General features: G+C 61.0%; 9 protein-coding genes. 7 read left to right on the forward strand and 2 right to left on the reverse strand.

Going from position 1 to position 12,546, the window contains the following annotated elements; translation table 11 throughout:
* Positions 1-4: 4 nt before the first annotated feature.
* Positions 5-2,752, reverse strand: a complete 2,748-nt coding sequence (locus LY284_RS25870; RefSeq protein ID WP_233388804.1) for a DUF2235 domain-containing protein — start codon at positions 2,750-2,752, stop codon at positions 5-7.
* Positions 2,753-2,922: 170 nt separating this feature from the next.
* A complete protein-coding gene (locus tag LY284_RS25875) occupies positions 2,923-4,584 on the reverse strand; it encodes a PQQ-binding-like beta-propeller repeat protein (protein ID WP_053572149.1) in 1,662 nt (553 codons plus the stop codon).
* 454 nt (positions 4,585-5,038) lie between these two features.
* Here LY284_RS25875 and LY284_RS25880 point away from each other — a divergent pair, with 454 nt between their 5' ends.
* The 7 genes from LY284_RS25880 (at position 5,039) to LY284_RS25910 (ending at position 12,545) form a co-directional block, all read left to right on the forward strand.
* Positions 5,039-5,644 carry an SCO family protein gene (locus LY284_RS25880; protein ID WP_233388805.1) on the forward strand — a complete coding sequence of 202 codons (606 nt, stop codon included), beginning with the start codon at positions 5,039-5,041 and terminating at the stop codon, positions 5,642-5,644.
* Positions 5,645-5,667: 23 nt separating this feature from the next.
* Entirely contained in the window at positions 5,668-7,632 is a 1,965-nt protein-coding gene (locus LY284_RS25885; protein WP_233388807.1) for an RICIN domain-containing protein, read from the forward strand.
* 1 nt (position 7,633) lies between these two features.
* A complete protein-coding gene (locus tag LY284_RS25890) occupies positions 7,634-8,071 on the forward strand; it encodes a hypothetical protein (protein ID WP_233388809.1) in 438 nt (145 codons plus the stop codon).
* A gap of 116 nt (positions 8,072-8,187) precedes the next feature.
* Complete coding sequence (locus tag LY284_RS25895) at positions 8,188-9,096, forward strand: LysR family transcriptional regulator (RefSeq protein ID WP_077160552.1); 909 nt, start codon at positions 8,188-8,190, stop codon at positions 9,094-9,096.
* A 113-nt stretch (positions 9,097-9,209) separates the two neighbouring features.
* Entirely contained in the window at positions 9,210-10,079 is an 870-nt protein-coding gene (locus LY284_RS25900; RefSeq protein ID WP_077161305.1) for a class II aldolase/adducin family protein, read from the forward strand.
* Between the two features lie 84 nt (positions 10,080-10,163).
* On the forward strand, positions 10,164-11,468 hold the full coding sequence (locus LY284_RS25905; RefSeq protein ID WP_053571963.1) for an MFS transporter: 1,305 nt from the start codon (positions 10,164-10,166) through the stop codon (positions 11,466-11,468).
* Positions 11,469-11,675: 207 nt separating this feature from the next.
* Positions 11,676-12,545 (forward strand): aldo/keto reductase family oxidoreductase, encoded by an 870-nt coding sequence (locus LY284_RS25910; protein ID WP_233388811.1) that lies wholly within the window; start codon positions 11,676-11,678, stop codon positions 12,543-12,545.
* Position 12,546: the final 1 nt, after the last annotated feature.

Here is a 12,546-nt window from a genome sequence, read left to right on the forward strand (position 1 = left end):
GCGATCATTTACCGTCATTCGGCGGGACTTGCACGGAACTTCCGTCGGGCAACAGGCGATAAACCGTCACATTCGCAGTCCCTCGATTGTTCCTGTAGAACGGCGATTTGGGCCACGGAATGACGGCGTCGTTGACGAACAGATACATGGGGCCGCTTGTACGCGCGGTGAATTGTGCGCGTATCGCGTTTCGGTCGTCGGGAACGCGGTGCTCGCTCGCTAGCGAGTTGGCCATTTTGTCAGGTATTTTCTCTAACGACGGTCCGTCGTATTTGATCGTGGGCACCTTTCGCTCGCGCATTGGCGCGACGGGTTCGAGCACGTACTCATCGCGCCCCATGCTGCCGATCTTGACGATTGGCTTGAACCAGTCCTCGAACCAGTAGCGTTTGAGGAAGTAGAAAGCGTACTGAGCGATGCCGTGCGAACCAAACCCACCGACGTCTGCGATGCCCGCAAGATCGAACCAGGGCTCCTGCGTTTCGATAACGACCTCATAGCGCGCATCGCGCTCCAGTCTGATTCCGGAGTTCCAGCAGGTCTCGTCGGTGCTGAATGGTGCGGCATCGGCCTTGATCTTTTCATCGCACACAAATCCGATCGAATTGAGGCTATCGAAGATCGCGCGGTTCACGACGAACAGTGCGGCCAAGCATAGGATTACCACGAAGCCCCATGGAATCACGTCTTTGCGAAGGCGGTCATAGCCTTTGCATAGCCATGGGGTCATTCTGAGTTTCTGCGCGATGCAAAGCGAAAGCGAAGCAGCCTTGTTTCCCTTCAGAATTTCGATGTAAGCGCCGCGCGGAGCATTCGAGTTGTTGTGGCGTGCAAGCGCTTCCTGAGTGTTTTTCAGATCGGAAACGATCGTCTGCAATTGCGTCACGCGACGGGACCGCAGCATCGCCAGGATCGTAAGTACGAGTGCGACTAGCGCGATCGGCCAGATAGAAAGTTCGAAGTGACGTGCTGCAAAGGATATCGCCGCAAGTAGCCATGCGGCTCCCGCGGCCACGATCGTCGCCCTCAAACCGGCACTCTCGGAGCGCGCCCGCACCGCCATATATTGCGGCCAACCTCTTTCTTGCCACGCGATGCGCACGCGATCGCTGACTCGTGTTCTAAGAACGCGTCCCACAAGGATAGAAATAAGAAGGCCGACAGAGACTAGCGCGAATGCATCGAGATGTGCGCCGAATGCTCTCGTCCATGGCGTGCTCACGGCGGGCAGCAAATTCTTGAGCGCCACGAGCACCGTATCGAGGGTATCTTCCAGCCAATGGACCCCTCGCCTGGTCACGTCACTCGATCGTTCGTACGTATCCAGGCGATGCGACAACCATGCGCCGATCAGCGGAAAACAAACGAGAAGGACCGTAAAGAACAACGTGACCAAGTAAAAAACCTGTCGCCACCAGACCGTGTTCTGAACCAGATCGACGGCCTCTTTGGCCGGATGATCGAGCGCATCCATCGCCTCGTCGAGCGTGTATTTCGTATTGTCATCGGCGGTCTTCTCTCCGCCGAGCAGTGGCGCGCAATGACATGGCGGAAGGTCGTAATCCGCCTTCGTGTATTGCAAGCCATGCTTGAATGGCTTCAGCTTTCCATCGGCCGTCAACACGCAAAAATCGCCATTCAACGGAATCGGGATATGCTGATCGCCGCCGAACGCCATTCGCAAGATCACGCTCTCGTCGACGATCGGCAGGATGGGGTGCCTTTTGCCATTGCTATCGGCTCTCGTGCATTCAGGAATCGCGCGCGGACGGTAGCGATAGAACATGCCGAAGCGGGCGCGCGAGTCGTATAAGCGCGCATAAGGCGACTTCATTCGCGCGATCTTGTCGATTTCCGCACGAATGAATGCAAGGCCCGCGTCATGCGCCTGACTCAGTATCCAGTGAAGTGAAACGTAGGAGAGCCGGTCTTCAGGATAGCCTCCGCCCACGTTCGAATGCACTCCCGCGAACCAGACTTGCGTGATTCTTCCGTCATTCAAGGCTTCATGCTTCTCGTCCCAGAGTACCGGATGAAACGTCGCGCGCTCGTCGTCGAGCGAGAGCGCGTGGCAGGCACGCTGAACATTGCTCGACAGGGAGAGTTCATGGAACTCCATCGGCCAGAACGCTTTGCTGATGGCCTTTTTCAGTTCCTTGATGGGCACGCCATATGCCGATACGGTGTCCCACAGACCGAGAAAGCGAATGGGTATCTGCTCGCCATCGCCGCCGCGGATATTCGTCGAACGCACTTTCTCGTAGCTTTCGAGGCCGCGTATCTTGGTGATCGCGGCCAGCGCCAGATCTCTCACGCCGCGCGCGGCCTTCACGAGCACACTCGATTTGAGACGTTCCGAACGATAGTGCCGGTAGGCAGCCCGCGCATAACGATGGAGTTCCTCGTCGGAGCGAAACCTGACGAGCCCTTCATGCGTAATGAATCCGACGAGCACGCGAATCGTGAAGGCCCCGCGACTGAAGCCGAAGCCGCTGATTTCGGTATCGCCGGGCGAGTAGTTGCGGCAGACGAACTCGTACAGGTCGATGACGTTACGCTTGAGTCCCCAGCCGAACGCGCCGCCGAGCAGCGCGAGATACTTGTTGGACGATGTGCCGACGCCATCGTCGTACATGACGTACTGGCCGGGCGCAGTCTGATCCAGCGCCTGAAACAGGCGCCAGACGTTGGTCTTTTGAGCTTTGGCGGAACTATTACCGGTTCCATCGGAAAGCAGAACGATTCGCTTCATGTTCGCCGCCCTCTTCTGCTTCTTTTTGCGGTGCGCGTCGCGCCGATGCAGCTTTCATTCAATAATCGGTCGCGCTTCAAGCGTCAATAGCGAATCGTGATTAAGCATTCCTTATTCAATGAATATCCTCGATAGTGCTCGCCGACGCGTATCAGCGAGCACATCCTGCGCTATCTCTGCAGCAACCCGAACACGGCGACCCCGCTCCTCGTGCCCACATACACCTTGCCGTTCGCGATCATCGGCGTGATGAACTTGTTGCCCTGGCCGAACTGATCGCGGCTGCCGGCGTCGTTGCTGCTGTAGATCTGGTGGTCGAGGTTGGTCGCATCGTAGGCGCGCAGCACACCGACCGTGCCATTCTCCGCCGCCCACAAGATGCCGTTCGTCGTCCCATTGGCGGAAATGGAGGGCGTCGCACCCGGGAAACCGAACGTGTTCTGCGACTGGCTCGTCGGCGTTTGCGAGAGCAAGGCGTTCGAAATCGTGAACGCCTTGAGTGTGTCGCGTACCGCGCCGAAATAGACCGTGTTGTTGAAGTAAGCGGGCGCGCCGAACATCGGTCCGCGGATACGGCCGACGAGTTCCTGATAGATGTGATCGCCGTTCGAATCGAACTTGCCCATCGAAAAGCGGTTCACGACGTAGATGGTCGAGTTCTTGCCCGCGCCGATCGCGAGATATCGCACGATGCCGTTCGCATCGGTGAAATTGGGCAAGACCATCGCGCCGCCCGAGCCGAGATCTTCGTCCTCGTTCGTTTCCTGCACCGTGTTCGACGGCTGAAAGTAGTCCTGCACCCGCAGCGGATCCAGGTTGAGCCTCAGAAAGCCGTTGCCATGATTGTCGTGGATCGGCATCTCGTGCTCGTTTTGCGTCGGATCGAACGTGCCGTTTCCGTCGAGCAGAAAGATCGCTTCGCCGTCCGACGCGAGTCCCGCGCCGCTCATCCAGATCGCGCCCATCTGGCCGTTCGGCGTCACGTTCAGCACGCTCGCCTGCTGCAGCGTGTTGGCGTCGTAGCCGATCACCCAGCCGGTGTACGGCATGAAATCGCAATGCGAGGTCCACGCGGTATAGACGGTGCCTCTGAGCAGGAGCAGCCCCACGCGCTCGGCGTACTGGCCCGGATCGAACGTGAGCGTGCCGTTCTGGCTGCCCGCGCCGGTGCCAGGATAGGTCGCGCGGATTTCGGTGGGACCGTTGAAAAGCTCGGCGCCCGTTGCGATGTCGAGCGCGTGAATGCGCTGGTGATAGCCGCCCGACGCGTCCTTCGACATGCCGACGACATACATCGCGCCATTCGGCCCGCGCGAACGGTCGATCACCGGCGTCGCCGTAATACCGATCTTCGGCGTGATCTGACTGCAGCCGTGATCGTCGCTCGGCGTCTCGCCGTTGCCGAGCGTCGACACGTTCCAGAGCACGGTCCCGTTGTCGGCGTCGAAGGCGTAGACGCTGGCGTTTTCGGTCACGACGTACAGCACGTTGTGCGTGCCGCCCGCGATCGAAACGCCCGCGAGAAAGAGCGGCTGCGCGTCGACAAGGCCGTCGACGGCAAACACGCCGAGCTTGCCGAAAGTGTTCGAACGGACGTTCGCCGTCGTGAGGATCGTTTCGGCCAGTTGCTGACCGGTTCGGGCGATGTCGTTGTGCCACGTGACGACATCCATCGGATTGCTGGGGGTCGCTGCATTCGCCACGCTCGCTGGCGTCTTGCTCGCGGCCGCCGTCGAATCGCCGCCGGAGTCACCGCCGCTGCACGCGACGATGATGATTGCGGTCAGCACGGCGCCGATTGCGGCGGCATAGGCGGAAAAACGCGCATTCATTGCAGTCTCCTTCTCCGGAAGGGCCGGAACAGGCAACGCGGTGTCGAGCGGCGACGATGTATCGATGAAGCAATCGTCGTGCTCCGAAGCGACTTTCATCCTAGAACAGCGCAACGAGCGGCGCTATCCGGCGTCGGTGACAGACAAGGATATTACGGTTTTATTAAGCGCGTCTTACCAGTGACTTGCTTCGGGAACATTATCCAATAAGGCTCGCAAGATTTCATCGCGCCGGCGATCGTCTCGAAAGCTGCAATTTTCCACGAGAAAATCTCGTCTCGATGACACCGTTGTTCAGTCGCCAAAAACGAATGTGGCCAAGTGCACATATCTACCTATCCATTTCGTGCGTCGAAGCTTTATTGCCGATTTGGGCTGCTAATCTCTGATCCGATGGTATTGCAATACGCAAGAGCCCCTTGACTCCGACATGCCCGACTGCGGGAACTCCGGTATGCGTGCGTTTGCTCCCTTGTTCACCCGCCGCGCCCTGCTACGCGACATGGCCGCCCTCGCGCTCGGCACGGTGTGCCCCGTCTCCTTCGCGCAGCATGGCGGACCGGGCCTCGTCACGCCGCCGGTTCGCCTCGACGATACATGGCTCGTCGATCAGACCGGCAGGAAACGCCTGCTGAACGACTTGCTGCGCCAGGGCGTTACCGCGCTGCAGACGGTCTACACGGGATGCGGCACGGTATGTCCCATGCAGGGGGTGCTATTCGGCACCGTGCAGGACCAGCTTCCGGCAATCCGCGCCCGTCATTCCGTGCACTTGTTGTCGGTAGGAATCGATCCGCTGTCGGATTCACCCTCGGCATTGCGCGCCTGGCTCGCGCGCTATCGTGCCGGTCCCGCATGGAACGCGGCGACGCCGGCACTCAGCGATGTAGACCGGATGCGCATGGCGCTGTCGGGCAGCAAGACGCCTCTCGGCAACATCGCGGACCATTCCACGCAGGTCTATTGCTTCGATGCCAACGCGATGCTGCGCTGGCGAAGCGCCGACCTTCCTCGCGTCAACGATCTCTGCGATGTGCTCGGCGCGCTTGCGCGTGCATAACCAGCTCATGTACGGGAGCAACCATGCCAGGAATCCGTTCGACTAGGCACGCGCGCGGCTTGCTCGTCCGATGCATGCGCCTGTTGCTGCCGATCGCGTTACCGCTGATTTTGGCGGGTCTATCGCCCGCCGTCCGCGCGCAAACTTCGGCCCCCATCACCCTGAATGGCACCAGCCTGTGCGCGGATGTCAGCGGTCAATCCGTGACGCCAGGCGCACCCGTAATTTCCTGGGCCTGCTGGGGCGGCCCTAATCAGCAATGGCTTCCGGTTGCGACCGGCGCGCGCTACAAGCTCATCAACCTGAACAGCGACCTGTGCCTGGACGTGTCGGGCCAGGCCATGGACGCGGGCGGCCCCATCATCCAGTGGACCTGCAATGGCGGCTTGAATCAGGCCTTCTCGCTGACGCCGCAAGGCGGCGGCTATGCAATCGTCGCGGGACATAGCGGCTTATGCGTGAGCGCGTCGAGCACGACCTCGCAGGGCGTCCAGTTGACGCAGCAAGCGTGCAACGGAAGCGCGACACAGACGTGGAAAGTGAGCGGCTTGCCCACGCAGAAACCGACGCTGCCTTCGAAGTGGTCCGCGCCGATCACGCTGCCGATCGTTCCGGTGCAAGCCGCCAATCTTCCCAACGGCAATGTGCTGTTCTGGTCGGCGGATAGCGCGCTCGACTTCACCAACTCAAGCAACCCGCCGGGCCGGACCTACACCACGATCTTCAATCCATCGACCGGCAGTAGCAGGCAGGTGATCGTGAGCAACACTGGACATGACATGTTCTGTCCAGGCATCGTCAATCTGCCCGATGGCCGGATTCTCGTGACGGGCGGATTGACCACGCAAGCGACCAGCATCTATTCGCCTTCGACCGGCGCGTGGAGTCCGGGCGATCGCATGAAGATTCCACGCGGCTATCAGGGAAGCGTCACGCTGAGCAACGGCAACGTGTTTCAGGTGGGCGGCTCCTGGAGCGGCGGGGTCGGCGGAAAGAACGGCGAAACGTGGAGCCCGGGCCAGGGCTGGCAGATCAACGGGGCCATCCTCGACGATTACATTCTCACGCACGACAACGCAGGCATATTTCGCGCCGACAATCACGCATGGATGTTCGCGGTCGGCAATGGACGCGTCTTTCACGCGGGCCCCAGCCGCGCCATGCACTGGTTCGATACGGCCGGCAACGGCAGCGTCACCGCGGCGGGCAATCGGGGCAGCGACAACGATGCGATGAACGGCAACGCGGTCATGTATGACATCGGCAAGATCCTCGCTGTCGGAGGCGCGCCGAGTTATGACCAGTCGCAGGCCACGTCCAATGCGACGCTCATCGACATCAGCAACGGCAATGCAGTGACGCAAACCATCGCGCCGATGAGTTATCAGCGCGCGTTCGGCAACAGCGTCGTGCTGCCGAACGGACAGGTCGTCGTGGTCGGTGGACAGACCTTCGCCGCGCCTTTCTCGGATGACAACGCGATCCTCACCCCGGAACTATGGGACCCGGCGACCAACGCGTTTTCCCTGCTCGTGCGTCAGGCCGTGCCGCGCACGTATCACAGCGTCGCGCTGCTTCTGAACGACGGGCGCGTGCTGAGCGGCGGCGGCGGATTGTGCGGCGGATGCGCGACCAATCACACCGATGTGGAGATACTGACACCGCCCTATTTGCTCAACGCGGACGGCTCTGCCGCGTCCCGGCCGAGTCTTTCGTCCGTTCCTTCCGACGCGCAGCTTGGCACGACGATCGTCGTAACGGCCAGCCGAAGCGTTCGCGCGTTTGCGCTGATGCGTTCATCGTCGGTCACGCATTCGCTGAACAACGAGCAACGACGCGTGCCGCTGACGTTCACGGTCGGCACCGCAGGCGAATTTCACTTGCGCATCCCTTCCGATCCCGGCGTGGTGGTACCCGGCTATTACATGCTGTTCGCCCTGAATTCGAACGGCGTCCCGAGCGTCTCGCGCGTCCTGCTCGTGCATTGACATGGCCCGGCGACGCCATTTCGCCACGCGCGCCGCCGCGATCGGCCTTGCGCTCGTCGCGATGACGCCGCTTGCCCGCGCGGCGGCCGCGTGCGCTCCGTCCGACCTTGGATGCGCCATTTTCAACGGACAACATCCGATGGCGGCGCATCTGCGCGACGACGATCGCCCGTTGCCGGCCTGGACGACACGGTGCGTCAATTGCCATGTCGGCACGTCGAAGGAGGCGGCTTTCGCGCCGCCGCTGACACGCGACTCGCTGCTCGGCGTGACAAGTCGCCGGGGAGGCCCGATCAGTTCCTACGATGAGACGGCTTTCTGCCGTGCGGTCAGAGAGGGTGTCGACCCGGCGAGCGTTCTGCTTCGCAAGTCGATGCCTCGCTACCGGATCGCCGATGCGGAGTGCGTGGCGCTCTGGCGGTTTGTTGTGGGTCGGTGAACGCGTCATCCGTATAGAACAATGTCTTCAGCCGCGTGCGAGGATCAACCGATAAGCACCCACCACCGGAAAACTGTAGTCTGTCGATGTGAGAATTCCAAGAGTCGTCCAGGCTAATGAAAGATGAAAGATTGCTGGAAATGCGGGTTTTCAAAACCGTAGTGGAAACCGGTGGCTTCACCGCGGCCGCAAATGTCCTGAACGTCAGCCAGCCCTTCGTGAGCCAGAGCGTGAACAATCTCGAACGCAGGCTCGGCGTGCAATTGCTGCATCGCTCGACACGCACCATGCGCCTTACCGGCGAAGGCGAACGATTCCTCCGCTCGTGCAACGAGATTCTCGAAACCCTCGAAGAAGCCGAGGCGCAAGTACGATCGAGCGAACCGACCGGCAATCTGCGCGTCAGCGCGCCGCATGCGTTCGGCATGGATCAACTGGTGCCTCAGTTGCCGCGTTTTCTCGCGGCTTATCCGAAGCTGTGCGTGCACTTTTCCTTATCGGATTCCAACGTCAATCTGATCGAAGATAATTTCGATATCGCCGTGCGCATGGGCCGCCTGCAGGATTCATCGCTGCGCAGCCGCAAGTTGTGCAACCTTCAGCGCATCGTCGTGGCTTCGCCCGCTTATCTCGCCGCGCATGGTCAGCCCGTCACGCCGCAAGGCCTCACCAAACATACGTGTCTGACGTGGGAATCGCCGCGCGAGCATCTGAATCAGTGGCCATTCATGATCAACGGCAAGCTCGAACGCGTGGCCGTGCGCGGCAGTTTTCGCAGCACGGACGGCACCACGCTATTCCAGTTGTGCGTGGCGGGCGTGGGCATCATGCGGCTTGCCGAACATCTCGCGCTGCCGGCCATCCGCCGCGGCGAACTCGTGCGGCTCCTCTGCGAATACGAAGCGAAGGACGATACCGCGATCCACATCGTTTATCTTCCCGAGCGGCAAGTGGTGCCGCGCATTCGCGCCTTTATCGATCATTTCGCCGATGCCTTCCGCACGCCGCCATGGCAGACGGCGTAAAACGGCATTTATATGCGGGCGTAATAGATCTTATTGTCCGGCGCCGGTAGATGGTCGAAGCCGGTTTCCTTATCGTAGCGATCGTGCCAATACCGCTCGAACAGGAGACATGCATGACCACCGCCACCGACGAACAGCAGACCAGCGCGCAACAAACCGAACTGCGCCGCACGATCTCCCATCCGTCTAACAATTCGATTTATCGCCCGAAGCAGGCGGGTCTGAAGTTTCCCGAATTGCCCGATTTCAGCTCGTTCGCGGAAGAGCGCCAGCATCGCAAGGAACGTCTCGTCGCCGCATGCCGCGCGTTCGCGCTGCATAACCTCGACTATGGTTTCGCCGGCCATCTGACCGTGCGCGATCCGGAATTTCCCGAGTTGTACTGGACCAATCCGATGGCCGTGCATTTTTCGCAGGTCAAGCTCTCCAACCTGATTCTCGCGAATCACGCCGGCAAAGTGGTGGAAGGCGCGTATGCGTTGAATCGCGCGGGCTTCGTGCTGCACGCCGCCGTGCATGACGCGAATCCCGATATCGTCGCGATGTGCCATGCGCACACCGTCTACGGCACCGCGTTCGCGGCGCTCGGCCGTCCGCTCGATCCGATCACGCAGGACGCCGCCGCATTCTTCGAAGATCACGTCGTCATCAAGGACGAAGCGGGCGCGGTGGCGGTGGAAGAAAAGGCGGGCTTGTCCGTGGCCGATTACTTCAAGAACGTCAAGGCGGCCATTCATCAGAATCACGGTCTTCTGACCGTGAGCCGTCATAGCATCGAAGCGGCGGCGTTCTGGTTCATCGCACTGGAACGATGCTGCCAGCAGCAGCTTCTCGTCGAAGCAACCGGCATCAAACCCATCATGGTGCCGGAGCATAGCTCGCGCTACAGCCGCGATAACGTCGGCAGCGAATATATCGGCTGGCTGCATTTTCAGCCGATCTACGAGCAACTCGTGCAGACGAACCCGGACATGTTCGACTAAGCGGCCCGCATTGGCCGTCATACACCGCGAGCCACAGGCCGGCGTGACCACGTAGCACGCCGGTGACGATTTACGGAGACAACCATGTTGAAAACCACTTACGGCGATGTCGTCGCGCAAGCCGACGCCGAGGACCGAACGTATGCCAAGGTGACTTGGCGACTCATCCCCTTCCTGTTTCTTTGCTATGTCTTTGCGTATCTGGACCGCGTGAACGTCGGCTTCGCCAAGCTGCAAATGCTGGCGGATCTGAAATTCAGCGAAACCGTTTATGGTCTGGGCGCAGGCATTTTCTTTATCGGCTATTTCATCTTCGAAGTGCCGAGCAACATCGCGTTGCATCGCTTCGGCGCGCGCAAGTGGATCGCGCGCATCATGCTGAGCTGGGGCGTGCTCTCCGGCATGATGATCTTCGTGAAGACGCCCACCGCGTTCTACGTGCTGCGCTTCCTGCTCGGCGTGGCGGAAGCGGGCTTCTTTCCGGGCATCATTCTTTATCTGACGTACTGGTATCCGTCGTCGCGCCGCGCGAAGATCACGGCGATGTTCATGACCGGCATTCCGATCGCGGGCGTCATCGGCGGTCCGCTGTCGGGCTGGATCCTGAACAACTTCGGCGGCGTCGGCGGCATGGCCGGCTGGCGCTGGCTGTTCCTGCTCGAAGCGTTGCCTTCGATCATCGGCGGCTTCGTCGTGCTGATGTATCTCGACGACAAGATCAGTTCCGCGAAATGGCTCAGCGCCGACGAGAAGACGCTGCTCGAGAAGGGCCTCGCGAACGAGTCCGAGCATATCGAGGTGCATAGCGCGAGCGGCGCGTTCGCCAATCGCCGCGTGTGGGTGCTGAGCCTGTGCTACTTCGGCATCATCATGGGGCTGTACGGCATCGGCTTCTGGCTGCCGACGCTCATCAAGGCATCGGGCGTATCGGACGCGCTCAACGTCGGCCTTCTGACGATGATTCCCTACGGCGCGGCCGCCGTCGCGATGGTGCTGCTCGGGCGCAGTTCGGACCGCAGCAAGGAACGGCGCTGGCACGTCGCGCTGCCGGCGATCATCGGCGCGGCCGGTCTCGTGGCGAGCACGCTGGTGCCGCACAACGTCACGCTGGCGGTGGCCTCACTCACGGTCGCGACCATCGGCATTCTCGGCGCGCTGTGTCAGTTCTGGGCGATTCCGCCCGCGTTCCTCGGCGGCGTCGCGGCTGCGGCGGGCATCGCGCTCATCAATTCGGTCGGCAATCTCGCGGGCTTCGTGAGTCCCTATCTGGTCGGCTGGATCAAGGATATGACGCACAGCACCGACGTCGGCCTGTACTGCGTGGCCGCCTCGCTGATCGTCGCAGCGGGCGTGGTTCTGACGATGCCGAAGAAGGTGGTCAATCGCTGATCGGCCGGGCAACCGCCGCGCGGTAACGAGCGCCGGGATGCGAGTCGCGTAAGTGCGGCCCGCGCCCGGCGCAGCGCTTTTTACATCGCCCCAATACGCGATGTAACCGGTATCATATCGGCTTGTGATGCGTTCCCTCACCGAGTCGAGAGATAGCCGATGAAAAGCGCCCTTGCTTCACGCGAAAGCGAACACAAGAGAAACGCCATGACCACGCTCGGCTGTTCGAGGGTCGTCGCCGGCATGTGGCGCGTGCGTGAATGGCAGATGTCCTCGGCGGAATTGAACCGCTTTGTCCGCGAAAGCGTGGATTTGGGCGTGACGACCTTCGACCATGCCGATATCTACGGCGCGGGCGAAGTCGAAGCGCTTTTCGGAGAAGCGTTGCGGGAAACGCCTTCGCTGCGCGCGACGATTCAGATCGTGAGCAAGGCGGGAATCAGGCCGCGCGGCGCCAACGTCGGCGTGAAACACTACGATACGAGTCGAGCCTATCTGCAAGCGGCGGTCGAGCGGTCCTTGCAGCGCCTGAAGACCGACTATCTCGACCTATTCCTCATTCATCGTCCGGATTTTCTGGCCGACGACGATGAAATCGCCGATACCGCCCAGCGCCTTCTCGAACAAGGAAAAATCCGCGCCTTCGGCGTGTCCAACTATTCCACGCGACAATTCGAATCGCTTCGATCCCGAATCGATCTCGCGACCAACCAGATCGAGTTCTCGCCCTTCGAACTCGGCGCGCTCGAAGGCGACCTTTTTCCCACTTTGTCCTCGGCGAATGTCGCGCCGATGATCTGGTCCGCGCTCGGCGGCGGACGGCTCTTCTCGGAGAACGATGAAGCCGCGGCACGGCTGCGCGCCACGTTGAGCTCAGTGGCGCAGACCTGCGGCGCCTCGTGCTGGGTGCCGATCGTCTACGCCTGGATCTTCCGTCTTCCCTGCGCACCGTATGTGCTGGTCGGTAGCCGGCGAATGGAATCGCTCCGGTATGCCGTCGAAGGGCTTGGCATCGCGCTGGAACGCGAGGACTGGTACGCGATCCTCGAAGCGGCGCGCGGCCGCCCCGTTTTGTGAA

The organism is Caballeronia sp. PC1, assembly GCF_021353155.1.
In the GTDB taxonomy this organism is placed as follows: domain Bacteria; phylum Pseudomonadota; class Gammaproteobacteria; order Burkholderiales; family Burkholderiaceae; genus Caballeronia; species Caballeronia cordobensis.

Excerpts from the sequence above, each read along its gene's own strand:
- LY284_RS25870 (WP_233388804.1), bottom strand. The coding sequence starts at position 2,752 with ATGAAGCGAATCGTTCTGCTTTCCGATGGAACCGGTAATAGTTCCGCC.
- LY284_RS25875 (WP_053572149.1), bottom strand. The coding sequence starts at position 4,584 with ATGAATGCGCGTTTTTCCGCCTATGCCGCCGCAATCGGCGCCGTGCTG.
- LY284_RS25880 (WP_233388805.1), top strand. The coding sequence starts at position 5,039 with ATGCGTGCGTTTGCTCCCTTGTTCACCCGCCGCGCCCTGCTACGCGAC.
- LY284_RS25885 (WP_233388807.1), top strand. The coding sequence starts at position 5,668 with ATGCCAGGAATCCGTTCGACTAGGCACGCGCGCGGCTTGCTCGTCCGA.
- LY284_RS25890 (WP_233388809.1), top strand. The coding sequence starts at position 7,634 with ATGGCCCGGCGACGCCATTTCGCCACGCGCGCCGCCGCGATCGGCCTT.
- LY284_RS25895 (WP_077160552.1), top strand. The coding sequence starts at position 8,188 with ATGAAAGATGAAAGATTGCTGGAAATGCGGGTTTTCAAAACCGTAGTG.
- LY284_RS25900 (WP_077161305.1), top strand. The coding sequence starts at position 9,210 with ATGACCACCGCCACCGACGAACAGCAGACCAGCGCGCAACAAACCGAA.
- LY284_RS25905 (WP_053571963.1), top strand. The coding sequence starts at position 10,164 with ATGTTGAAAACCACTTACGGCGATGTCGTCGCGCAAGCCGACGCCGAG.
- LY284_RS25910 (WP_233388811.1), top strand. The coding sequence starts at position 11,676 with ATGACCACGCTCGGCTGTTCGAGGGTCGTCGCCGGCATGTGGCGCGTG.